This window comes from uncultured Helicobacter sp., from assembly GCF_937893305.1.
Classification (GTDB): domain Bacteria; phylum Campylobacterota; class Campylobacteria; order Campylobacterales; family Helicobacteraceae; genus Helicobacter_D.
Genome location: NZ_CALBGN010000015.1, coordinates 204,058 through 225,825, shown reverse-complemented (window position 1 = coordinate 225,825; position 21,768 = coordinate 204,058). Strand labels below are relative to the sequence as shown.

23 protein-coding genes and 1 tRNA gene are annotated in these 21,768 nt (G+C 34.5%); 18 read left to right on the top strand and 6 right to left on the bottom strand.

The genetic code is table 11. The annotated features are described in order from the left end of the window. Positions 1-5 precede the first annotated feature (5 nt). The gene (gene rplQ, locus Q0358_RS04660; RefSeq protein ID WP_299547918.1) at positions 6-356 is read left to right on the top strand and encodes a 50S ribosomal protein L17; all 351 of its coding nucleotides are present in this window, start codon (positions 6-8) and stop codon (positions 354-356) included. An 85-nt stretch (positions 357-441) separates the two neighbouring features. Here rplQ and gatC read toward each other — a convergent pair whose 3' ends face one another. Both gatC and Q0358_RS04650 read right to left on the bottom strand, forming a co-directional pair. Continuing rightward, positions 442-732, bottom strand: a complete 291-nt coding sequence (gatC, locus tag Q0358_RS04655) for an Asp-tRNA(Asn)/Glu-tRNA(Gln) amidotransferase subunit GatC (protein WP_299547915.1) — start codon at positions 730-732, stop codon at positions 442-444. Then, positions 729-1,421 carry a TetR/AcrR family transcriptional regulator gene (locus tag Q0358_RS04650; RefSeq protein WP_299547912.1) on the bottom strand — a complete coding sequence of 231 codons (693 nt, stop codon included), beginning with the start codon at positions 1,419-1,421 and terminating at the stop codon, positions 729-731. The genes gatC and Q0358_RS04650 overlap by 4 nt, the downstream gene beginning before the upstream one ends. A gap of 123 nt (positions 1,422-1,544) precedes the next feature. Here Q0358_RS04650 and Q0358_RS04645 point away from each other — a divergent pair, with 123 nt between their 5' ends. From Q0358_RS04645 to ung, 7 genes are read left to right on the top strand one after another with little or no spacing between them, the layout of a single operon-like run. After that, positions 1,545-2,018 carry an RNA pyrophosphohydrolase gene (locus Q0358_RS04645; protein WP_299547909.1) on the top strand — a complete coding sequence of 158 codons (474 nt, stop codon included), beginning with the start codon at positions 1,545-1,547 and terminating at the stop codon, positions 2,016-2,018. Continuing rightward, the gene (locus Q0358_RS04640) at positions 2,018-3,223 is read left to right on the top strand and encodes an aspartate kinase (RefSeq protein WP_299547907.1); all 1,206 of its coding nucleotides are present in this window, start codon (positions 2,018-2,020) and stop codon (positions 3,221-3,223) included. The genes Q0358_RS04645 and Q0358_RS04640 overlap by 1 nt, the downstream gene beginning before the upstream one ends. Further along, positions 3,223-3,771, top strand: coding sequence for a HobA family DNA replication regulator (locus Q0358_RS04635; protein WP_299547905.1), 549 nt, complete (start codon positions 3,223-3,225; stop codon positions 3,769-3,771). Before Q0358_RS04640 ends, Q0358_RS04635 begins: the two co-directional genes overlap by 1 nt. A gap of 8 nt (positions 3,772-3,779) precedes the next feature. Continuing rightward, on the top strand, positions 3,780-4,415 hold the full coding sequence (locus Q0358_RS04630) for a DNA polymerase III subunit delta' (RefSeq protein ID WP_299547902.1): 636 nt from the start codon (positions 3,780-3,782) through the stop codon (positions 4,413-4,415). Positions 4,416-4,423: 8 nt separating this feature from the next. Further along, the gene (gene folP / locus Q0358_RS04625; protein ID WP_299547899.1) at positions 4,424-5,575 is read left to right on the top strand and encodes a dihydropteroate synthase; all 1,152 of its coding nucleotides are present in this window, start codon (positions 4,424-4,426) and stop codon (positions 5,573-5,575) included. Positions 5,576-5,584: 9 nt separating this feature from the next. Then, positions 5,585-6,568 (top strand): hypothetical protein, encoded by a 984-nt coding sequence (locus Q0358_RS04620; protein ID WP_299547896.1) that lies wholly within the window; start codon positions 5,585-5,587, stop codon positions 6,566-6,568. A gap of 7 nt (positions 6,569-6,575) precedes the next feature. After that, complete coding sequence (gene ung, locus Q0358_RS04615) at positions 6,576-7,262, top strand: uracil-DNA glycosylase (protein ID WP_299547893.1); 687 nt, start codon at positions 6,576-6,578, stop codon at positions 7,260-7,262. Here ung and Q0358_RS04610 read toward each other — a convergent pair. Genes Q0358_RS04610 through Q0358_RS04600 form a run of 3 tightly spaced genes read right to left on the bottom strand, consistent with a single transcriptional unit; the run spans position 7,251 to position 9,537 of the window. After that, complete coding sequence (locus tag Q0358_RS04610) at positions 7,251-8,591, bottom strand: UDP-N-acetylmuramoyl-L-alanyl-D-glutamate--2,6-diaminopimelate ligase (protein ID WP_299547890.1); 1,341 nt, start codon at positions 8,589-8,591, stop codon at positions 7,251-7,253. The two genes, ung and Q0358_RS04610, sit on opposite strands and share 12 nt — an antisense overlap. Before the next feature lie 16 nt (positions 8,592-8,607). Further along, positions 8,608-9,264 (bottom strand): hypothetical protein, encoded by a 657-nt coding sequence (locus tag Q0358_RS04605; protein WP_299547887.1) that lies wholly within the window; start codon positions 9,262-9,264, stop codon positions 8,608-8,610. A 27-nt stretch (positions 9,265-9,291) separates the two neighbouring features. Beyond that, complete coding sequence (locus Q0358_RS04600; RefSeq protein ID WP_299547884.1) at positions 9,292-9,537, bottom strand: NifU family protein; 246 nt, start codon at positions 9,535-9,537, stop codon at positions 9,292-9,294. Positions 9,538-9,731: 194 nt separating this feature from the next. Between Q0358_RS04600 and Q0358_RS04595 the strand changes: the two genes are divergently transcribed. The 10 genes from Q0358_RS04595 (at position 9,732) to Q0358_RS04550 (ending at position 21,295) form a co-directional block, all read left to right on the top strand. Further along, positions 9,732-10,463: a fumarate reductase cytochrome b subunit gene (locus Q0358_RS04595; protein WP_299547881.1), complete on the top strand. Its 732-nt coding sequence runs from the start codon at positions 9,732-9,734 to the stop codon at positions 10,461-10,463. Between the two features lie 14 nt (positions 10,464-10,477). Further along, positions 10,478-12,451, top strand: a complete 1,974-nt coding sequence (locus Q0358_RS04590; protein WP_299547877.1) for a fumarate reductase flavoprotein subunit — start codon at positions 10,478-10,480, stop codon at positions 12,449-12,451. Positions 12,452-12,459: 8 nt separating this feature from the next. After that, a complete protein-coding gene (locus tag Q0358_RS04585) occupies positions 12,460-13,194 on the top strand; it encodes a fumarate reductase iron-sulfur subunit (protein ID WP_299548213.1) in 735 nt (244 codons plus the stop codon). Between the two features lie 71 nt (positions 13,195-13,265). Further along, a tRNA-Ser gene (locus tag Q0358_RS04580) sits at positions 13,266-13,353 on the top strand. A gap of 310 nt (positions 13,354-13,663) precedes the next feature. Next, positions 13,664-13,879 (top strand): flagellar basal body rod C-terminal domain-containing protein, encoded by a 216-nt coding sequence (locus Q0358_RS04575; protein ID WP_299547874.1) that lies wholly within the window; start codon positions 13,664-13,666, stop codon positions 13,877-13,879. Between the two features lie 9 nt (positions 13,880-13,888). Then, positions 13,889-15,745 carry an arginine decarboxylase gene (gene speA, locus Q0358_RS04570; RefSeq protein ID WP_299547871.1) on the top strand — a complete coding sequence of 619 codons (1,857 nt, stop codon included), beginning with the start codon at positions 13,889-13,891 and terminating at the stop codon, positions 15,743-15,745. Next, positions 15,742-16,440: a serine O-acetyltransferase gene (gene cysE / locus Q0358_RS04565; RefSeq protein ID WP_299547868.1), complete on the top strand. Its 699-nt coding sequence runs from the start codon at positions 15,742-15,744 to the stop codon at positions 16,438-16,440. The genes speA and cysE overlap by 4 nt, the downstream gene beginning before the upstream one ends. 30 nt (positions 16,441-16,470) lie before the next feature. Further along, positions 16,471-17,058 (top strand): hemerythrin family protein, encoded by a 588-nt coding sequence (locus Q0358_RS04560; RefSeq protein ID WP_299547865.1) that lies wholly within the window; start codon positions 16,471-16,473, stop codon positions 17,056-17,058. A 73-nt stretch (positions 17,059-17,131) separates the two neighbouring features. Then, positions 17,132-19,060, top strand: coding sequence for a transketolase (tkt, locus tag Q0358_RS04555; protein ID WP_299547862.1), 1,929 nt, complete (start codon positions 17,132-17,134; stop codon positions 19,058-19,060). Positions 19,061-19,063: 3 nt separating this feature from the next. Further along, positions 19,064-21,295: a PD-(D/E)XK nuclease family protein gene (locus Q0358_RS04550; RefSeq protein ID WP_299547858.1), complete on the top strand. Its 2,232-nt coding sequence runs from the start codon at positions 19,064-19,066 to the stop codon at positions 21,293-21,295. Here the strand turns inward: Q0358_RS04550 and Q0358_RS04545 are convergent. Continuing rightward, complete coding sequence (locus tag Q0358_RS04545) at positions 21,270-21,761, bottom strand: DUF4149 domain-containing protein (protein ID WP_299547855.1); 492 nt, start codon at positions 21,759-21,761, stop codon at positions 21,270-21,272. The genes Q0358_RS04550 and Q0358_RS04545 overlap by 26 nt on opposite strands. Positions 21,762-21,768 lie beyond the last annotated feature (7 nt).

Here is a 21,768-nt window from a genome sequence, read left to right as displayed (position 1 = left end):
AAAAAATGAGACACGGACACGGATATAGAAAGCTAGGACGCACAAGTTCCCATAGAAAAGCTTTATTGAAAAATCTCTCTTTGGCTTTGATTGCTAGTGGGAAGATTGAAACAACTTTACAAAAAGCAAAAGAGTTGCAAAGCTATTTTGAAAAATTAATTACAAAAGCAAGAGTGGGAGATTCTATGGCTCATCGCTTAGTTTTCTCTCATTTGCAACATAAAGAATCTGTTAAAAAACTTGTAACAGAGATTGCTCCAAAGTATACAAGCAGAAATGGTGGTTACACACGAATTATCAAAACAAGATTGCGTGTAGGTGATGCTGCTCAAATGGCAATTATTGAGCTTGTTTAACTTTAAAAGATTCCACTGTGGAATCTTTTGCTTCTTCTATATTGAAATTCAGATTGGGTTCAACTTTATAAAAAAATTGTAAAACTTATTCAATAATCTTTGGAACAATAAAGAAATTCTCTTCAACACTTGGTGCATGTTCTAGCACGCTTTTTGCGATTTGCGGTTTAGATTCTACAAGATCTTCGCGCATAGGAAGTTTGGAATCTAGCGGATTAAAAGAAGCAGGAATATCTTCTAAATCTAACGTGTTAATGTTTTCCACGAAATTTACAATTTCACTTAAGTGGTTTTTTGTCATCTCTAGCTTGTCTTCTTCTAGTGTGATTCCACCAAGTCTTGTTAGCTTGTTTAAAAGTTCTGTATTAATTGTCATTTAATCTCCTTGTAATGTTTAAGATAAAGCATAAAAATTTTAATTGCACGTTTTACAGTGCGATGAATTTCATCATCACTTGGGCAAGAATGGTTTGGAATCATAATTGCGTCCATTAAATAAGGTTCAATGATGAGATTTGTAAAAACACGTAAGCTTGCATCAATGTCTTCAATTTCTAAATGATGAATTGTATTGTAATCTTCTAGCGCCTTTAGAAAAAAGTGGCGTGTGCGATCTACTGCAATATGATGAAAGATTTCAAGAATTTCTGGATTCTCATAACCTTCAATAATAATAAGGCGGTTAAAGGCAATATTTTCTTTACTGAAAAGCTGACGAATAAGGCGAACGCTAATGCGATAAAAATATTCTTCTAAATTAGAATGTGAAGCCATAACTTCAGTAAAGTCTTTATCTAAAGAATCAATAAAATCTTGTCCATTTGCTTGAATTGTTTCAGAAAAAAGCGTTTTTTTGTCATTAAAAATCTTATAAATTGTTGCTAAGGAACCTCCTGCTTCTTTGACAATCATTTGTAAGCTTGTTTTTTCATAACCATATTGCAAAAAAAGCTTCCAAGCAACTTTTAGGATTTTTTCTTTTTTTTCTCTGTTTTTGATTTTGCTTGTTTTGCCTAAGGCACGCTTTTTTGTAGGGATTAAGTCGTTTTTGGATTCCTTATTCACCCTTGCCCCTTGTGATACGAAATGTAATTTGCGCGCAATTCTATAAAAAAAGAACTTAATATCAACTGCATTTAAAAACTTTTAATTTATCATTACCAAAATATTTTATATAAGGAATGGCAAGTGAAAAAAGAAACCAAAACATATCGCCCAAATGTTGCAGCCATTATCCTTTCTTCTAAATATCCTTTAGTGTGTGAGTTATTTATTGCAAGTCGCACAGATATTAAAAATGCTTGGCAGTTTCCACAAGGTGGGATTGATAAATCAGAAACTCCAAGGGAAGCTTTGTTTCGCGAGCTAAAAGAAGAGATAGGGACAGATAAGATTGATATTGTTGCAGAATATCCAGAATGGATTAGCTATGATTTTCCAAGTCAAGTTGTGAAAAAAATGTATCCTTATGATGGACAGATTCAAAAGTATTTTTTAGTGCGTTTGCAAGAACAAAGTGAGATTAATATTAATACAGAGGAGCCAGAATTTGATGCGTATAAATTTGTTGAAGTAGAGGATTTGTTTAATCATATCACATACTTTAAGCGTCCTGTGTATAAGCAGGTTTTAGAATATTTTAAAAGAAAGGGTTATTTGTAATGTTGATTGTTCAAAAATATGGTGGAACAAGTGTTGGGGATTGTGAAAGAATCCAAAATGTTGCACAACGCGTTATTGAAGCAAAAAGGGCTGGAAATAGCGTTGTTGTTGTGGTTTCTGCAATGAGTGGAGAGACGGATAAACTTTTAAGCTATACGCAGTTTTTCTCGCGTCTCCCTAATACGCGTGAAGTGGATATGGTGCTTAGTGCTGGAGAGCGTGTAACTAGTGCGCTTTTGGCTATTGCGCTAGAAGAATTAGGGTATAAAGCGATTTCTCTTAGTGGAAGAGGGGCAGGGATGGTTACGGATTCTTCGCATACAAAGGCAAGAATTGAATCTATTGATACGACACGCTTAAATGATTTGCTTGCAAAAGACTATATTGTTGTTGTTGCTGGATTTCAAGGTGTAACACGCAATGGAGATGTTACAACGCTAGGGCGTGGCGGAAGTGATCTTTCTGCGGTTGCATTAGCTGGAGCATTGCAGGCGGATTTGTGTGAAATTTATACAGATGTTGATGGTGTTTATACTACAGATCCTAGAATTGAACCCAAGGCAAAAAAGATCAATAAAATTAGCTATGATGAGATGTTAGAGCTTGCTTCAATGGGGGCGAAAGTCTTATTGAATCGTTCTGTTGAAATGGCAAAGAAGCTCAATGTAAATTTGGTTACAAGAAATAGTTTTAATCACAATGAAGGAACATTAATCACAAAGGAAGAAGAAATTATGGAACATCCAATTGTAAGTGGAATCGCATTAGATAAAAATCAGGCAAGAGTGAGTATTTGTAATGTAGAAGATAGACCGGGAATTGCAGCAGAGATTTTTGGTGCATTATCAGAGGCGAATATTAATGTAGATATGATTGTTCAAACAATTGGGCGCGATGGTAAAACAGATGTAGATTTTACAATCCCTGAAGTAGAATTAGAAAACACAAAGCGCGTGCTAAAGGCGTTTGAAGGTAATGTTGAAAGTATTGATTATGATTCTGATATTGCTAAGGTTTCTATTGTGGGTGTGGGAATGAAGTCTCATAGTGGTGTCGCTGCAAAGGCATTTCAAGCATTAGCAGAAGATAATATTAATATTATGATGATTAGCACAAGTGAGATTAAAATCTCAATGATTATTGCACTTAAATATTCAGAGCTTGCAATCCGCACGCTACACAGCGTGTATGCACTTGAGAAATAATGCAAGATTTATCTAGTTGGGTTTTGCAATCTTTGCGCCAAGATGCAAGTCATCCTACTTGGCTTGAAGAGAGAAAGTTTGAATGGATTCCGCTTTTAAAGCGTGCATTGCAAAGAATTTTTAGTGGAGATAGCTTAATCCTTGTAACAGATTATGAAAGAGAATGGTTTATGCACTATGTGGTTCAAGTAATTAACCGCTCTAGCAATCGTCCTTATGTGCCGATTATTTCTATTAATGCGCTATTTCCAAGAATTGATAAAATCTCGCATAAAGATGAAATGGAGGTGGCATTAATCCACGATTATTTGAGTAATATTTTTTCACAAAAATATTTTTTTTGGTATGTAGGACGCAATGATGCTTTGCGAGCGAAACTTGCATTAAGTCAAGAAGATGGTTTTTTGTGGATGTTTGATACAAACTTGCAAAATAGTTTTACCTTGCAATCCACAGATGCGTTAGTGGATATTAAACTTATGCAAATGTATAGAATTTTTAACTTAGCACTTGAAGCGGTAATGTTTGGCAATGTGCGGTTAGATTAGGTGTAGAAATGATAAAAATTGGGCATATTGAATTAGTAAATGACCCTATAGAAAGTGCAACTGCATATTTTAATACGCAAGATCCACAAAATACGCGTTTATTTTGTTCTGATGAATTAGAGATTGATAGGGCGCGCGCAATTATTGATGAAAGTTATCTTGCAAGTGATGGGACAAAACAGATTTTAATTGCCGCTTCTAGTTATAATGCTTATGCACAAAATGCACTTTTAAAGGTTCTTGAAGAGCCACCAAGTGGCACGATTTTTATTATTTATGCAAAGATGAAAGCGTTGCTCTTGCCAACTATCCGTTCAAGACTCCCTATAATTAATAACACAACACAAAAACGCTTACCACATTTTCCAATCTCTCTTAAAACGCTAAATTTAGAAAGTGTATATCAGTTTTTAAAGGAGAGAGAAAAAGAGTTTAATAATCCGCTTTTAAAAGAAGAAATACAAAGTTTGTATTTGGATTCCATTAAATATGGCTTAACTTTTTCTAGCAAAGAGACACAGCTTTTTGAGAAAGCTTTATATTGGGAGCATCGATATGAAAGCACAAATAATATTTTTGTTGTGCTTTTATTGCTTGTTTTGCGCAAAAAAAAGCAGCAATTAAATGCAGCACTTAAGGGTTAGGAGAAAAAATGGCGTTTGTGCAATACTTAGAAGATTCCAGGCTTGCTTTAGAGCAGTTAAATTGTGATTGCGTAGGTTATGAAATCTTATGCAATAAAGACAGAGTTTTTAATTTTTTAATTAAAGATTTAAAAGTTCCAGCTGCGCAGATTTTAAAACAAGAAGCATTAGCAGTTGGGGCGGATTTTGCTTTACCAAAAGATGCAATTCTTTATGCAAGAGAGTTTTATAATGGGATTTTAATGCTAACGCGTGCGCAAGCAAAGGTACTCTTGAAAAAACTTAAAATGCAACCTTTTGGATTAAAGAAGGTCGCACAAGAATTGGAATCGCATTTAAGATTTCATAAAATTACACCAAAGATTATGGGGGTAATTAATCTCACGCCAGATAGTTTTTATGCAACTTCGCGCAAAAGTTCTAAATGTGCTGAAGAAGAGATTTTTAAAATGCTAGAACAGGGGGTGGAGATTTTAGATATTGGAGCAGCAAGTACACGACCTGGGAGTGCTTGGGTGAGCGAAGAAGAAGAACAAGCGCGCTTGAAAGAAATTTTAGAGTTTATTAAACGCCAAAAAATCTATGAAAAAGTAACCTTAAGCATTGATACTTACACACCAAGTGTGGCTAGAAAATGTTTGGATTATGGCTTTATGATGGTTAATGATATTACAGGTTTTAGTAATGTAAAGATGTTAGAGGCAATTCAGGGCTATGATTGTCAATGTGTAATTATGCATATGCAAGGAAGTCCAAAAGAAATGCAAAAAAACCCTAGTTATAAGGATTTGTTTTTAGAAATGGAGATGTTTTTTGCTAAACAAATTGCAGCATTATTAGAGCAAAATCATCAAAAAATTATCCTCGATGTTGGAATCGGATTTGGGAAAACGCTAGAGCATAATTGCGCGTTAATTCAGCATTTAGGGCATTTTTTGCATTTTGGTTATCCTTTGTTAGTTGGAGCAAGTCGCAAAAGTCTTATTGATCACATCACTCCTGCTAAAGTAGAAGATCGTTTAGCGGGAACTTTGGCAATTCATTTAGAATCTTTAAATCACGGAGCAAGCATTATTCGTTGCCACGATACTTTTGAACATTTGCAGGCTTTAAAGGTGTGGCAGGCAATCCAAAATGTAAATTTACAAGAGATTTCATAAGGAGAGTATGTGTTAAGTCGTAGTGAGTTAATTGTGCGTTTAATGCAATATGAATACTCTAGAGACGCGTTAGATAAAATGCAAACAAAAGAATTAGAACATCTTTTTAAGCAAAATAGCAAAACAAGAATTGTAGATTATTTAGAATCTCTTAAAAAAAGTGAAGCTGTAGAAATTGCCGCTGAAGATGATGTAAGCTATATTGAGCGTGAAGTTGGAAAAATTTATTATGCAATTTCTGGGGAGTTAATCAACTTTACTGCTCTTTATGATGCTATTGAAAAGATTTTTGATCAATATGGTTTAAATGAAACTATTGAACTTGTGTTGTCGCAATCTAGCGATAAGCGGTATAGACAGATGACACAAATTGTAGAGATTGCATATCGGGCATACCAAGAAACATTGTTAGCAGAGATTGAGCGATTATGTGAGTTTTATCCATCGCAAGAAAGATTTGAACAAATGAAATTTTATAGCTCTAGGCGTAGTGATGTCGCGTTTTTACGCAAGAGTATTCAAACAATGCGTTTTCAAAATAATCAAGAGAGCCTAAGTAGAATTGCACAGCAAAAGTTTTCTATTATTCACGATTATTATCCAGATATGATGTATGAGAGTTATGAAGAATTTTATGAAAACGATGAAGAAAAAGATGCAATTATTGAGAGAATTATGGCTTTAACTGGGGCTTATAAACGTTCGCAATTAAAGACTAAGAAGTTTCAGATTTTAAAACATATTGAGCGAGTGTTGTTACAAGATAAAGAGCGCGAAAAAGAAGAAAAAGCACTTATTAAACAGTATATTAAAAAAGTTGGCGAAGCAATCACACAAGAAGACGAATTAATGTTTGGAGAGATAATTAAAGAAGCTTTAAAGGTTTTAGACGAACGCGATGTGCAATATATTGTGGAGCATTTTGATATTTCAAGCAATCCTTTAATTTTGCAACGCTTCAATATTATTATGCGTGATAATCGTCCAAAGTAGTTAAACAATGATAAGATTGGATTCTATTAAAATTGAAGAAAGTTGGAAAAGGGCTTTAGAAAAAGAGTTTTTATCCCTCTATTTTTTAGAGATTAAACAACATTATATTAGCGCAAAATCTAAAGGGGCAGTGATTTATCCGCCGGCAAATTTAACTTTTAATGCGTTTAACTCCACGCCTTTTGAAAAAGTTAAAGTTGTGCTTTTAGGACAAGATCCCTATCATAATCCTAAAGAAGCTATGGGATTATCTTTTTCTGTACCACATGGTGTTAGGATTCCACCATCTTTGCGCAACATCTACAAAGAACTTGAAGCAGATTTGGGAATTTTACAAAGCAAAAGTGGAGATTTGAGTGCTTGGGCTAGGGAGGGCGTGTTGCTTTTGAATAGTATTTTAAGTGTGGAGGCACATAAGCCTGCTTCTCATCAGCATTTTGGTTGGCAGAAATTTACAGATTCTGTGATTGCAACTTTAAGTAAGAAGCGTAATGGAATTGTGTTTTTACTTTGGGGAAATTATGCAAAGTCCAAAAAGCCTTTGATTGATGTGGATAAACATTGTGTTTTAGAAGCAGCACACCCTTCTCCTTTAGCACGCAGTGGTTTTTTGGGTTGTAGGCACTTTTCTAAAACAAATGCTTATTTGCAAAGTGTGGGAAAAACTCCGATTAATTGGAATCTAAATCTTTAAAGTAAGTGCTTTTTGTGCTTCTTCTACATCATCAAAATGTATAGTAGAATCGCCTAGGATTTGATAAGTCTCATCGCCTTTTCCAAGAATAAGCAACACTGCATCACTTTGTAATGTAGAAATTGCCATTTGTATAGCTTTAGAGCGGTTTTCTTCTAAGAAAATCTCTCTTTTTTCTTGGAAATGTTCTGGGATTCCATTAAGAATCTCTTGCATAATCACACTTGGAGTTTCACTGCGTGGATTATCGCTTGTGATATAAATCCTTTGTGCATATTTTGCTGCACATAATCCCATTTTTGGGCGTTTTGTCTTATCTCTATCTCCTCCTGCACCAAACACAACAGCAATGTTTCTATGAGGAAAGGATTGAAAGATCTTTTCCATTCCATCTTCGGTGTGTGCAAAATCTACGATGATTAAAGGGTTTTGTGAAACAACTTGCATGCGCCCTAAAACACCTCCAAAATTTTCTAGCTTCTCACAAATGCTCTGTAAAGATTCATTTTCTAGGAGTTTTACTGCACTAATTGCAGCTAGAGCATTATAAAGATTGTGCTTACCAAAAAGAGAGCATTGCAAGGTCGCTTCTTCTTTGCCATAAGCAATTTGAGCAGTGATCCCATCTTTTAAGCTATAAGCCCTTACTTGTAAGGTTGCTTGGGATTCTATTCCATAGGTGATTGCTTTTTGAGGGGCATATTTTGCGTTTGGTTCATCTTTGTTGATGAGTTTTAAATCTAACGGATTTGAAAAAAAAGAATTTTTTGTAGAGATATAATTTTCTAGTGTTTTGTGATAATCTAGATGATCGCTTGTGATGTTAGTTAAAATCCTAAGTGCGAATTTAAGTCCTTCAATGCGTTCTTGCACGATTGCGTGAGAACTAACTTCCATTACAAAATCCGTACAATTTTCTTTTCTTGCTTCAGCAATTGCGCTATAAATTTCCAATAAAGAAGGTGTGGTAAGTCCTTTTTTACGCTTTTGGACTCCATTGATAAAAAAACCCCTTGTACCAAGAAGTGCGACTTTATGTCCTAAATCAAGTAAGATAGAATAGATCATTGCAGCAGTTGTGGTCTTGCCATTTGTGCCAGTGATTGCGATGATGTTTAGATTTAAATCTAAAAATTGCGTTAAATCCTGCGGAGTAATAAAGGTTTTAAAGCCGTTTTGTCTAGCGTTTTCTTGGTAAATTTGATTGTTTTTGGTGATTAAGAAAGCGCAATTTTGAGCATTGCACTCACCGCTTAAATTTTCTCTTGAATCATCGCTAATAAAGTGTATAGAAGAGTTTGAAGGGTTGGAATCTAAAATGTATCGCATAATAATCCCTTAAAGTTTATGGAGTTTGTAGGATTTTTTGATAAAGTTTAATGAAATCCTTATCAAAATAAAGTGCATTTCCAATATTTTCAAAATAATGGATTGCAACATCTTTAAATCCGTGTTTGACAAGATTTTTCATAAAAAATAAAAATTCATTTTTATTTGTGAAAATAATTTTTGTGCTAAACATTAAATCTACAAATGCTTCTTTAAAACCAATTTGTTTTTCTAATTTTTCAAAATCTTTGTATAAAATTCCATCATTTTTTTCTACTTCAAGATCTTCTAAATGAGAGATTGCAAGATTTAGTGCGTAAATGTTTTGATCAAAATTTTGCACCATATCAAGAATAATTTCTTCAGCACTTTGATCTGTAGAATCTTTTTTGTTTTTTTTATCAATAACTTGATAGTATTCAAAAAGTGCGCGTGCTTCTTCTTCGTGTTCTAGTGCCATATCTGCTAGTATGCAAAGAGTTTTTAATTCTAAAAAAAAATTGGGAGTTGTGGGGTTTGTATTTTTGGATTCTAACTTTTCAAGATTGGAATCTAAATGCAAAGAAGATGCAAAAGAGAGTAGCTCTAATGCTTGAAAATAATCACGCTTAATAAATGCGCGTTTGGCTTTTGTTTTGAGATTTGTATAGAGTTTTAATTGTTGTGTTGTCAAATTGTTCCTTAAATTTTATGGAATCTTTTAAGAAATACTAATGATTTCAATATCTGGGTGAATATCATTTTTTAAAGTGCGTTCAATACCAAATTTTAGAGTTTGAGTGCTACTAGGACAGCCTTTACAGGCTCCCTCTAAACGCACATAGACTTTTCCATTTTCAATTTTAATGAGTGTAACATTGCCACCATCTTTAATCAACATTGGACGGACTTTGTCTATACTTGCTTCTACGGGCTTTAATAATTCTGTATCACTAAAGGGAAACACAGGTAATCCTTTAAGTTAAAAATTTTAGATTCTTTATTTTATGGTGTGAGATATTACTGAACTTTGCTTAAGTTGATATAAAAAGTAACTTAAAGAACTTTAATCTAATTTTATCTAAAAATTGTTTATAATTGCGCGTTTTTAGGTTTTATGCTGTGTGCGGAAGCACTGATTATCTGCTTTAGGAGGAATTTATGCAAAACGATGAAGTAGTAATTGAGAGTTATTTGAAAATAACTTCAGAACGCAAAAAGAGAAGAAATCCTGCGCGTTGGGATTTGTGGCAAAGCATTACAGGTGTTGTTCTTGCAGTGTTTATTTTGTTTCATATGTGTTTTACATCTTCTATTTTATTTGGACCAGATGCATTTGATGCGGTGGTTGCTTTTAGTGAAGGTTCGTTTATTTTTGGAGGACATGGGATTCCATTATTAACAACATTAGTAGTAGTTGTGATTAGTGTATTTTTTGTCGCACACGCATTTTTGGCAATGCGTAAGTTTCCTGCAAACTTTCAACAACTTATGCTTTTTAAAACACATAAGTCTTTAATGAAGCATTGCGATACAACACTTTGGTGGTTACAATTTTTAACAGGTTTTGCACTATTCTTTTTAGGTGGGGCGCATCTTGTTACGATTCTTTCAGTTTCTACTGAAATTAACGCTTTAACTTCAGCGGCTCGCTTTGTAGATGGTAATTTAGCAGAGTTTTATTTAGTTCTTTTGGTTGTAATGGTGTTGCACGCAAGTATTGGTTTATATCGCGTTATTGTCAAATGGATTCCGTTAGAAGCTCCAACAACTGCACAAAGTAATGTCAAAAGACGCAATGTAAAAATTGCTGTGTTTACGATTTTTATTGTTTTAGGGGTAATTGCATTTATTGCAGACTTTACTTGGATTGCTTTGGGTAAAAGCTTATAATAAGGAGAGTTTAGATGAAAATAGTATATTGCGATGCATTAGTAATTGGTGGAGGTTTAGCAGGATTGCGTTCAGCAGTAGCCTGTAAAGAGAAAGGATTAAGCACGATCGTTTTGAGTCTGATTCCAGTGAAGCGTAGCCACTCGGCAGCAGCTCAAGGTGGAATGCAAGCGAGCCTTGGAAACTCAAAAATGAGTGATGGCGATAATGAGGATTTGCACTTTATGGATACAGTTAAGGGGAGCGATTGGGGCTGTGATCAAAAAGTTGCAAGAATGTTTGTTACAACTGCTCCAAAAGCAATTCGTCAGCTTGCTGCTTGGGGGGTGCCTTGGACAAGAATTAAAAAGGGTGATAGAACAGCGGTTATTAATGCGCAAAAAACAACAATCACAGAAGAAGATTTCCGCCACGGATTAATTCACTCAAGGGATTTTGGTGGAACAAAAAAATGGAGAACTTGTTATACTGCAGATGCAACAGGGCATACAATGCTTTTTGCTGTGGCTAATGAAGCGTTGAAGCATGGCGTGGATATTCACGATAGAAAAGAAGCAATTGCATTAATCCATAAAAATGGAAGATGCTATGGTGCTGTTGTTAGAGATTTGATTAATGGTGAACTTGTTGGTTATGTTGCCAAGGGGACGCTTATTGCAACAGGTGGTTATGGTAGAATCTACAAAGACACAACAAATGCTGTAATTTGTGAAGGAACAGGAACTGCAATCGCATTAGAAACAGGAATTGCAAAGCTTGGAAATATGGAAGCAGTGCAGTTTCACCCAACAGGACTTTTCCCAAGTGGAATCTTATTGACAGAGGGTTGCCGTGGTGATGGTGGGGTGTTGCGTGATGTTGATGGTTATCGTTTTATGCCAGATTATGAACCAGAGAAAAAGGAACTTGCAAGTCGCGATGTTGTTTCACGAAGAATGATTCAAAGAATTCGTGAAGGTAAAGGCGTGAGTTCTCCTTATGGTGAGCATTTATGGCTTGATATTTCAATTTTAGGACGCAAGCATATTGAGACAAACTTGCGTGATGTGCAAGAGATTTGTGAATGTTTTGCAGGAATTGATCCAGCGGAAAAATGGGCACCAGTTAAACCTATGCAACATTATTGTATGGGTGGAATCCGCACAAATGCTAAAGGAGAAACTGCATTGAAAGGTTTATTTTCAGCAGGAGAAGCAGCGTGCTGGGATTTACATGGCTTTAATCGCTTAGGTGGAAATTCTGTTAGCGAAGCAGTTGTTAGCGGTATGATTATTGGAGATTATTTTGCAGAAAATTGTATGGGTACTTATGCAGAAATTGATACAAAAATTGTAGAAAACTTTATTGATAGAGAGCAAAAATATCTTGAAAGTATTCTTGAAAATACAGGCACGGAAAATGTATTTGAGATTAAAGATAGAATGCGTCAAATTATGGGAGATAAAGTTGGAATCTTTAGAGATGGAGAACATTTAGATTCTGCTGTTAAGGAGCTAGAGCAACTTTATATTAGAAGCAAAAACATTGGAATTAAAACGAAGCGTTTATCAGCAAATCCAGAATTAGAAGAAGCTTATCGTGTGCCAAAAATGCTAAAACTTGCGCTATGTGTTGCAAAAGGTGCGCTTGATAGAACAGAATCTCGTGGTGCTCATAGTCGTGAGGACTATCCAAAACGTGATGATGTAAAGTGGTTAAAACGCACATTGGCAAGCTGGGAAGATCCAAATCAGACAATGCCAACGCTAACTTATGAAGATATTGAGATTTCTACAATGGAAATCGCTCCGGGATTCCGTGGATATGGCGCAAAGGGAATGATTATTGAAAATCCAGAGAGCCTAAAACGCCAAGAGCAAATTGATAAAATCCGTGCAGATATGGAAGCACAGGGCAAAGATCGTTATGAAATCCAAGAGGCATTAATGCCATTTGAACTACAAGCGTACTATAAAGCGCGCAATGAAAGAATAGGAGATAAACAATGAGTGGAGCAGTGCAAAACAGCAATAGAGAACTAACAATTAGAGTATTGAAGTTTGATCCAAATAGTGCGATTTCAAAACCACACTTTGTGGAATATAAGCTAAAAGAAGCGCATTCTATGACAATTTTCATTGTGTTAAATATGATTAAAGAGCAGTATGATCCAGATTTGAGCTTTGACTTTGTGTGTCGTGCTGGAATTTGTGGAAGTTGTGGAATGATGATTAATGGGCGTCCAAGACTTGCTTGTAGAACACTTACAAAAGACTTTCCAGATGGTGTAATTACACTAATGCCATTGCCTGCATTTAAATTAATTAAAGATTTGTCAGTAGATACTGGAAATTGGTTTAATGGAATGAGTAAGCGTGTAGAAAGCTGGATTCATGCACAAGAAAAGAGTGAAGAGCATATGTGTCAATTAGAAGAGCGTGTAGAGCCTGAAGTTGCGCAAGAAGTGTTCGAGCTAGATCGTTGTATTGAATGTGGTTGTTGTATTGCTTCTTGTGGGACAAAGCTTATGCGTGAAGATTTTGTAGGAGCTGCTGGACTTAATCGCGTTGTTAGATTTATGCTAGATCCACACGATGAGAGAAGCGATGCGGATTATTATGAATTAGTGGGTGATGATAATGGCGTATTTGGCTGTATGAGTTTGCTTGCTTGCCATGATGTTTGCCCAAAAAACTTGCCATTACAAAGCAAAATTGCTTATTTGCGTCGTAAGATGGCAGTTGTAAAATAAATCTTAAAGAATCCCTTTTTTTTGGGATTCAAGGTAAGATTTATCTTTTTTAGCTACAATTCTATCCTTTTAGAGAGGTGTCCGAGTGGTTGAAGGAGCACGCCTGGAACGCGTGTAAGGTGCAAGCCTTCGAGGGTTCGAATCCCTTCCTCTCTGCCAGCGAGCAAAACCATAACATAATTTAAATATAAATTTTTAGATTTTCAAGTGCTATTATGTAGTGATTTTGCACATCTTATAAGAAATTTAATGCAGTTTAACATAAAGAGTAAAATTAAAAGTATTATTAAAAATTAATAATGTTAAATCAGCTTTGCTTAAATATAAAAAGTTGGAATCTAAAATTTCATCTAATTTTTAGAAATTTTTATGATTCTATAGAATTACTGCATTTTTTAGTTTTTTTTAGCATTTTTTGGTTATAGTATTGATATTTTTAATTGTAAATTCACTTTAATAAGGATTAGCTATGACTATTGGTGCAAACATTGGATATGATGCATTTTCTGTTGCTCAAAGCGGAATAAATGCAAATGCGCAGCAAGCGACACTGGAAACTCCTAATGTGGATTTAACAACGCAAATATCAGAACAAATTGCAGGACAAAATGGCGTAGAGGCAAATGCGCAAACCATAAAAACAGCTGATTCTATGTTACAAACTTTACTTGATATTGAAGCTTAAAGGTCTTTTATGATGGATTATGGGATTAATTATTGGGGCAAAGATGATTTCATCATTGAAGATGGGCAGGTTAAGGTTAATTATAAAAGCAAGCCAGCTTTGATTGATATTGTTAAAAAAGTGCGCGAAGATGGGTATCGCGGACCTTTGCTTGTGCGATTTCCACATTTGATGAAAAAACAAGTCGAAAAGATTTTTACAAATTTTGAATCCTCCATTAAAGAACATCATTATAAAGGGCGTTTTAAGGCTGTATTCCCCATTAAAGTCAATCATTATCCTAATTTTATTTTGCCTTTAATGGAGCAAAATATTAAACGCTGTTATGGCTTAGAGGCTGGGAGTAAGTCAGAGTTAATCATTGCGATGGCTTATACAAATGATAATGCGCCTATTACTGTTAATGGCTTTAAAGACAAAGAGATGATTTCTTTAGGATTCATTGCAGCAAAAATGGGACACGATATTACCTTGACCATTGAAGGATTAAATGAACTTGAAACAATTATTGAAGTGGCAGAGACACTCGGAAAGCCTTATCCAAATATTGGGCTTAGAATTCGTCTACATAGCACAGGAGTTGGAATCTGGGCAAAAAGTGGTGGAATAAATTCTAAGTTTGGATTAACTGCAACAGAGCTTGTAGAGGCAATTTCTTTGTTGCAAAAAAATAAGTTGTTAGATAAATTTACAATGATTCATTTTCATATTGGCAGTCAAATTAGCGATATTTCTCCATTAAAAAAAGCCTTAAGAGAAGCGGGGAATATTTACGCAGAATTGCGTAAAATGGGGGCAAAAAATCTTAATAATGTCAATATTGGTGGTGGATTAGCCGTAGAATACGCACAACACGAAAACACGCAAAATCGCAACTACACATTAACAGAATTTAGTGGAAATGTTGTTTTTACCCTTAAAGAGATTGCAAAGAATAAAAAAGAGCCAGAACCAGATATTTTTATAGAATCAGGGCGTTATGTATCAGCGAGTCACGCGGTGCTTATTTCTCCTGTGTTAGAGCTTTTTTCACAAGAATACGATGAAAAAGCATTGTACTTAAAAGAGGAAAATCCTCCTTTAGTGGAGGAATTACTAGATTTATATAATACTATCAATGAACGTTATGCTATTGAATATTTGCACGATAGTTTGGAACATATGGAATCGCTTTTGACGCTTTTTGATTTGGGTTATATTGATTTGCAAGATAGAAGCAATACGGAAGTATTGGTGCATTTAATTATTAAAAAAGTGATTAAGATTTTAAAACATAAAAATCATAGTGATATTATTAGAATCCAAGAGCAAGTGCAAGAACGCTATTTATTAAATTGCAGCTTTTTTCAGAGTTTGCCAGATTATTGGGGGCTTTCTCAAAACTTCCCTGTGATTCCATTGGATAGATTAAATAAGCGTCCAACAAGAAGTGCTAGTCTTTGGGATATTACTTGTGATAGCGATGGAGAAGTAACTTTTGATAAAAATGCACCTTTATTTTTGCACGATATTGATGTAAATAAAGAAGAGTATTTTTTGGGATTCTTTTTAGTTGGAGCTTATCAAGAAGTGCTTGGAATGCGCCATAATCTTTTCACGCATCCTACGGAATTTAGCGTTGTATTTGATGAAGAAGATGGAGATTATAGTATTGAAAACCTTTTGGAAGCGCAAACAATTTTAGATGTGCTTGATGATTTGGATTATGATACAAAAGAAATTGAACGCTGCTTAAAGCAACGCTTAGATGAAAGTGAAGAAATCCCAGAAGATGCAAAAAAGGAGGTTTTAGGACAGCTTTATGTGATGCTTAGTGAAAATGGATATTTACGAACAGTCTTTAAAAGTGAAGGAGAAATGCCTTGAGCTATGCTACAACGCTTTTAGGGACTATTAGAGAAGATTTTGCGGTGATTTTAGAAAAAGATCCTGCAATTAATTCTAAAATGGAATTGTTTTTTAATTACCCAGGACTTATCGCACTTGTGCATTACAGAATCGCACATAGGCTTTATACTAATGGATTTCGTCTTTTAGCAAGGGTTATTATGGGGATTATGCAGTGGCTCACAAATATTGATATTCATCCAGCTTGCAAAATTGGGCATCGTGTGTTTATTGATCATGGTGTAGGTGTTGTTATTGGCGAGACTGCAGAGGTGGGTAATGAAGTAACAATTTATCAAGGAGTAAGCTTGGGTGGAGTGAGTTTAGAGCGCGTTAAAAGACATCCTACTATTGAGGATTTTGTGATTATTGGTGCTGGGGCAAAAGTGCTTGGGAATATTGTTGTGGGGGCACATTCTAAAATTGGCGCAAATTCTGTGGTGATTCGTCCCGTTCCGCCAAATTCAACAGCTGTTGGGATTCCAGCAAGAAATATCGTAAAAGGAATGAGCGATGATTTAAACAAGATTCCAGATGTTTCTTATCAGCTCTTTACTTATTTAAAAAAGAGATTAGATTTGCTAGAATCTCAAACGCAAAAGGATGGAGAATATGCAACAGCATTGAAAAGATTAGAAGATTTATATGGTGAATTTTTAAAAGTTAAAAACTAATAATTGGGTAGTGATCTAAAAAAAGGAGTGATGATGATTGAGTGGAGTGATTCTTATAGCGTGCATAATGCACATATTGACGCACAACATAAAAAACTTTTTGAGTTAGCTAAACAAGCTTATATTATGTTAAATCATCAAGTAACACCAGAGGAAATCCGTGAGATTTTAGCAGAATTTTGTAACTATATTAAAGAGCATTTTAGCGATGAAGAACAATATATGGAAAAGATTGGTTATCCAGATATTTCTAATCACAAAAAAATTCATAATGAGCTTACAAAGAGCTTAGTAACACTCATTAAAAATGTTAAAAATGTCAATGATATGAAAGAAAAGTTGCATGTTATCGCTAAAAAATGGCTTTTAGAGCATATTTTAAAAGAAGATATGAAGATTGAAAGATTCCGTCGCAGTATGCTAACAGGACAAAGCGCTGAAATTACGGAAAGTGGGATTGAAGCAGCAACAGAGGTGTATTACTATGGTTGTGCTTGTTCTGGCAAGCTTCATGATGTTCCACCTGATATTCATAGAAGAATTGAAAAGGGAGAGAAGTTTCGTTGTAAAACTTGCAAGCAAGATATTAGATGTGTAAAAGTGCAAAAGATTTTATAAGAGATTTTATAGTAGAATCCCTATTTTTATTTAATACGATACACATTATAAAATCGCAAATAAAAGGAATAAAATGTTAGATAAAAAAGAGCTTGGTGAATATGAGTTAATGGCAAATTCCTTGCGATTCTTATGCGCAGATATGGTGCAAAATGCAAATAGTGGGCATCCGGGTGCTCCTATGGGCTTGGCAGATATTGCGGTGGTTTTAGGATTTCATATTCAGATAAATCCAAACAATCCACAATGGATTAATCGCGATAGATTAGTCTTTAGTGGTGGGCACGCAAGTGCGCTTGTATATTCTTTGCTGCATTTGTGGGGATTTGATGTAAGTTTGGAGGATTTAAAAAACTTTAGAAAACTAGGTTCTAAAACTCCCGGACATCCGGAGTATAAGCATACTCCGGGCATTGAAATTACCACAGGTCCGCTAGGACAGGGCGTAGCAAATGCTGTTGGTTTTGCAATGGCTAGTAAGCTTGCTAGCAATGTTTTAAGTAAAGATTTAATTAATCATAAGGTGTATTGTTTATGTGGTGATGGAGATTTACAAGAGGGTATCTCTTATGAGGCTTGTTCGCTTGCTGGTCATCATCATTTGGATAATCTTATTGTGATTTATGATTCTAATAATATTACCATTGAGGGAGAATGCAATCTTGCTTGGAGCGAGAATATAAAGAAGCGTTTTGAAGCGCAAAATTGGGAAGTTTTAAGTATTGATGGACATAATTTTTTAGAGATTGATGCTGCATTAGAACAAGCAAAAAATGCAAGCAAGCCTGTGTTAATTTTAGCAAAAACTCAAATTGCAAAAGGTGCGCAAAGTCTTTGTGGATCACATAAAGCACATGGAGCACCTTTGGGAGAAGAAGAAATTACAATTTCTAAAGAGAGATTAGGCTTTAATCCAGAAGCGAAGTTTTTTATCCCAAATACTTCTGCATTGCGCTTTAAAAATACTGCTGAACTTGGCGCATTAGCAAATCATGCTTGGCAAAAAACACTAGAGCAGAGCAATAAAAAAGAACTTTTAGAGCAAATGTTAAAACCGGATTTTTCTAAAATTGTTTATCCTAATTTTACACAAGAAGCAATGGCTACGCGTGTTAGCAATGGTATGATTTTAAACGCTATTGCTAAGGCGTTGCCCGGATTTATTGGGGGGAGTGCAGATTTAGCTCCATCAAACAATACAGAATTAAAGGGTTTTGGAGATTTTCCAAATGGGAGAAATTTACATTTTGGAATCCGTGAGCATTCAATGGGGGCAATTAGTAATGCGCTAGCAAATTATGGATTATTTTTGCCATTTTGCGCAACCTTTTTTGTTTTTAGTGATTATATGTCTCCTAGTGTGCGTGTGGCAAGTTTAATGCGTTCTAAAGTTTTTTATATTTGGACACACGATAGTATTGGTGTAGGCGAAGATGGAGCGACACACGAACCAATTGAGCAATTAAGCCATTTTCGAGCAATGCCGAATTTAAATGTTTTTCGTCCTTGTGATGGTTATGAAAATATTGCTTGTTGGCAGGTGGCATTAGAGTTAGAAGCACCAAGTGCATTTGTATTAAGTCGTCAAAATCTACCACTTTTGCAAGAAGTTAGCAAAGAAGATGTCTTAAGGGGTGCTTATCTTAAAAAAGATTCCAACTCCAAAGAAGCGCAAATTACTTTGCTTGCCACAGGTAGTGAAGTGGAGCTTGCATTAAGAAGTGCGGAAGTATTAGAAAAAGATGGAATCCAAACGCGCGTAGTTAGTGTGCCGTGCTATGATTTATTTTTACAACAAGATAAAGATTACAAGGATTCTTTATTGCAAGGAAAAGTATTGGCTATTGAAGCAAGTAGAGGATTAGAGTGGTATGCTTTTGCAAATAGCGTTGTTACAATGGAAGAATTTGGTGCAAGTGGTAAAGACGATGCACTCTTTAAACATTTTGGATTTAGTGTAGAAAATATCGTAAAAGTTGCTAAAGACTTATTAAAATCTTAAGAGATGGAAATTTTATATTTATTCTCTAGCGCGCGCTCTATAAAACGATTTTATGCGCAAAATTATGCAGAGAGTTTTTTGCCTACTGCAAAGAGTATTGGAGAGTTTTTAGAGTTTATTTTACGCGTGGATAATAAGCGTAAGATTCCTAAGCATTTAAGGCAATATTATCTCTATTTAGCAATCCAATCAACAAAAACACAAAAACTTGGGGAATTTGCGAAAAATTTCACGCAGTTTTTGCAAAATTCTAGTTTTTTTTTAAAGTTTTATGATGAATTGTGTGCAGAATGTGTATTAATAGAAGATCTTAAAGAACTTGATGTTTATGCGCTATATGACGATCATTTGCAGGTATTGGAATCTGTTTTTGATACCTACAAAGAACTATTAGAAAAACATAATTTTTTTGATCATTATTTTTTGCAGGATTATGCAATCACTTTTGAGCTTTTAAAAGAGTTTTCAGAAATTCAAATGCAAGTAGATGGTTTTTTATCTCGCTTTGAAGTAAATATTTTTAGAGAAATTTCAAAAAATATTCCATTTTATTTTTCTATTAAAATTGATATTTTCAATCAAGATTATTATAAAAAGGTATTTGCATTAAGCTTGGATTGTGGTGCATATATAATTAAATTAGAACAAGAAAAGTTTAGTATTGCAGATTTTAAAGAAACCTGCAAGGGTGAGAAAAATTTAGAAATTTTGGAATTCCAAGATAGAATTGCAGAAGTTGGCGGGGTTTTTTCTCAAATTGATATTTGGCTAAAACAGGGTGTGTTGCCAGAGCGAATTAATGTAATTTTGCCTGATGAGAGTTTTGCGGAGTATTTAAAGCTTTTTGATAAAGCAAGAAATTTTAACTTTGCAATGGGGCAGAAATTAAATGTATTTAGAGCTTTGCAAGCACTTATAGATTCCATACCTGAAGAAGAACTTCAAGATTTTGAAGGATTTGAAGAGATTGTAATGAAATCATTAGAGAACCAAAATGTTAGTGTTTATCAAATTACACAAGAAGTGTTGAATGAGTTTAAATTCTCTTTGCCTTATTTAAAAGAACTTGAAGTGCGTGAGCAAATTTTGATGTTTTTAGAGATTCTAAAAGAAAAGACTTTAGATGATGTAGGAGGTGGGCGTATCCGTGTTATGGGGATTTTAGAAACGCGCGGAGTGGATTTAGAATATGTAATTATCCCAGAGTTTAACGCAGATAATGTGCCATCTCTTAGCAATAAAGATCTTTTTTTGAATACAAAAATTAGAGAAAGTGTTGGGCTTCCAACGCGTAAAAATAGAGAGAATTTGCAAAAACATTATTATGCAGAGATTTTAAGCAATGCAAAAGAAACTAGAATCTTATGTTTAAATAATACAACACAAAAACCCTCACGCTTTTTGTTAGAAGATTCCATATTTGGTTCAAAAAAACCACAAAAAACAAGCCTAGCTTATAGCGAGTATTTCTTAAGTGGTAAGCCTTTAATCTATGAAGAAAAGCAGATTATTGCTCCTTTAAATGTGAAATCTTGGAGTGCTACAAGTTTGGAGTGTTTTTTGCAATGTAAGCGCAAGTTTTATTATCGCTATATTTTAGGATTAAAAGCGCAAACGCAAGAGCATATCAATATGGGGAGTAAAATCCATAAAATCCTACAAGAAGTGTATGCGCAAGGATTTAGAAAAGATTTGTATAAAGAAGTTTGTTTGCGTTTAGAACAAAGTGATAGTCAAAGAGAAAGATTTGAGAGTGAGTTGGCTAAGAAATATTTAAAAGGTGTATTTGATTTAGAACAAGAAAGATTGCAAGATGGTTGGAATCCTATTTCATTTGAAAGTGATTTTGAATTTACTTTTTGTGAATTTATATTTAAAGGACGCATTGATAGGATTGACGAAAAAAATAATGAAATATTGATTTTAGACTATAAATATAAGCGTTCTTTGAAGATAGATTCTGAAAAAAGCTATGAAAAATCTACCGATTTTCAACTCCCTATTTATTATCTAGCTATTAAAAAGCAAAAACCAAGTTGCAATGTAGAAGTAGGATTTTATGATTTGTATGAAGCAGAGATTAAAAAAGAAAAAGATTTAGAAGCAAAGATTAAAGCACTAGAAGGGAAGTTAGAAGCAATCAAGCAAGAAGCTAGTGAAGTGGAATTTTCCCTAACTAACAAGCGTGATGTGTGTAAATATTGTGATTTTATTTACCTTTGTAATCGCTACTAAGACGCACAATAAAGAGTAAGCAAAGACTTGCCATTAATGCCTTAAACACATAAACAGATTGTGTGTGCATTGCGTCAAAAGCTGCATTTGCAATCCCGTTTTCACCTAATTTTTGCGCTTCTAAAATATAAGGCGTGTAATATAGTGTGAAAAGAAAAATTAAAATCACACTAATAAATCCTAGTAATGGAGCAACTTTTGCCCCGCTTACGCGGAAGGCTAAAATTTCATAAACAAGAATAAAAACAGCTAGAATATTTAACAAAACATTGAGTTTTGTAAAAATATTTGTCATTAGGATTCCAGATTGAAAAACACTAATATTGAGTTCTGGCACAAGGCTTGATGCGCGAAATATTGTAGGTGCGCTAAATGCTCCGCTAGCAAGCACAGCACCAAGAGAGACTCCAACAAGCAAGAGATAAAATACAAAAAAATAGGGTTGAATTTTGAATAAATTTTGCATTATTGTC

What these genes read in the sequence shown, in the direction of transcription:
- rplQ (WP_299547918.1), top strand. Translation starts at nt 6, where the DNA reads ATGAGACACGGACACGGATATAGAAAGCTAGGACGCACAAGTTCCCAT.
- gatC (WP_299547915.1), bottom strand. Translation starts at nt 732, where the DNA reads ATGACAATTAATACAGAACTTTTAAACAAGCTAACAAGACTTGGTGGA.
- Q0358_RS04640 (WP_299547907.1), top strand. Translation starts at nt 2,018, where the DNA reads ATGTTGATTGTTCAAAAATATGGTGGAACAAGTGTTGGGGATTGTGAA.
- Q0358_RS04635 (WP_299547905.1), top strand. Translation starts at nt 3,223, where the DNA reads ATGCAAGATTTATCTAGTTGGGTTTTGCAATCTTTGCGCCAAGATGCA.
- Q0358_RS04630 (WP_299547902.1), top strand. Translation starts at nt 3,780, where the DNA reads ATGATAAAAATTGGGCATATTGAATTAGTAAATGACCCTATAGAAAGT.
- folP (WP_299547899.1), top strand. Translation starts at nt 4,424, where the DNA reads ATGGCGTTTGTGCAATACTTAGAAGATTCCAGGCTTGCTTTAGAGCAG.
- ung (WP_299547893.1), top strand. Translation starts at nt 6,576, where the DNA reads ATGATAAGATTGGATTCTATTAAAATTGAAGAAAGTTGGAAAAGGGCT.
- Q0358_RS04610 (WP_299547890.1), bottom strand. Translation starts at nt 8,591, where the DNA reads ATGCGATACATTTTAGATTCCAACCCTTCAAACTCTTCTATACACTTT.
- Q0358_RS04595 (WP_299547881.1), top strand. Translation starts at nt 9,732, where the DNA reads ATGCAAAACGATGAAGTAGTAATTGAGAGTTATTTGAAAATAACTTCA.
- Q0358_RS04590 (WP_299547877.1), top strand. Translation starts at nt 10,478, where the DNA reads ATGAAAATAGTATATTGCGATGCATTAGTAATTGGTGGAGGTTTAGCA.
- Q0358_RS04575 (WP_299547874.1), top strand. Translation starts at nt 13,664, where the DNA reads ATGACTATTGGTGCAAACATTGGATATGATGCATTTTCTGTTGCTCAA.
- speA (WP_299547871.1), top strand. Translation starts at nt 13,889, where the DNA reads ATGATGGATTATGGGATTAATTATTGGGGCAAAGATGATTTCATCATT.
- Q0358_RS04560 (WP_299547865.1), top strand. Translation starts at nt 16,471, where the DNA reads ATGATGATTGAGTGGAGTGATTCTTATAGCGTGCATAATGCACATATT.
- tkt (WP_299547862.1), top strand. Translation starts at nt 17,132, where the DNA reads ATGTTAGATAAAAAAGAGCTTGGTGAATATGAGTTAATGGCAAATTCC.
- Q0358_RS04550 (WP_299547858.1), top strand. Translation starts at nt 19,064, where the DNA reads ATGGAAATTTTATATTTATTCTCTAGCGCGCGCTCTATAAAACGATTT.
- Q0358_RS04545 (WP_299547855.1), bottom strand. Translation starts at nt 21,761, where the DNA reads ATGCAAAATTTATTCAAAATTCAACCCTATTTTTTTGTATTTTATCTC.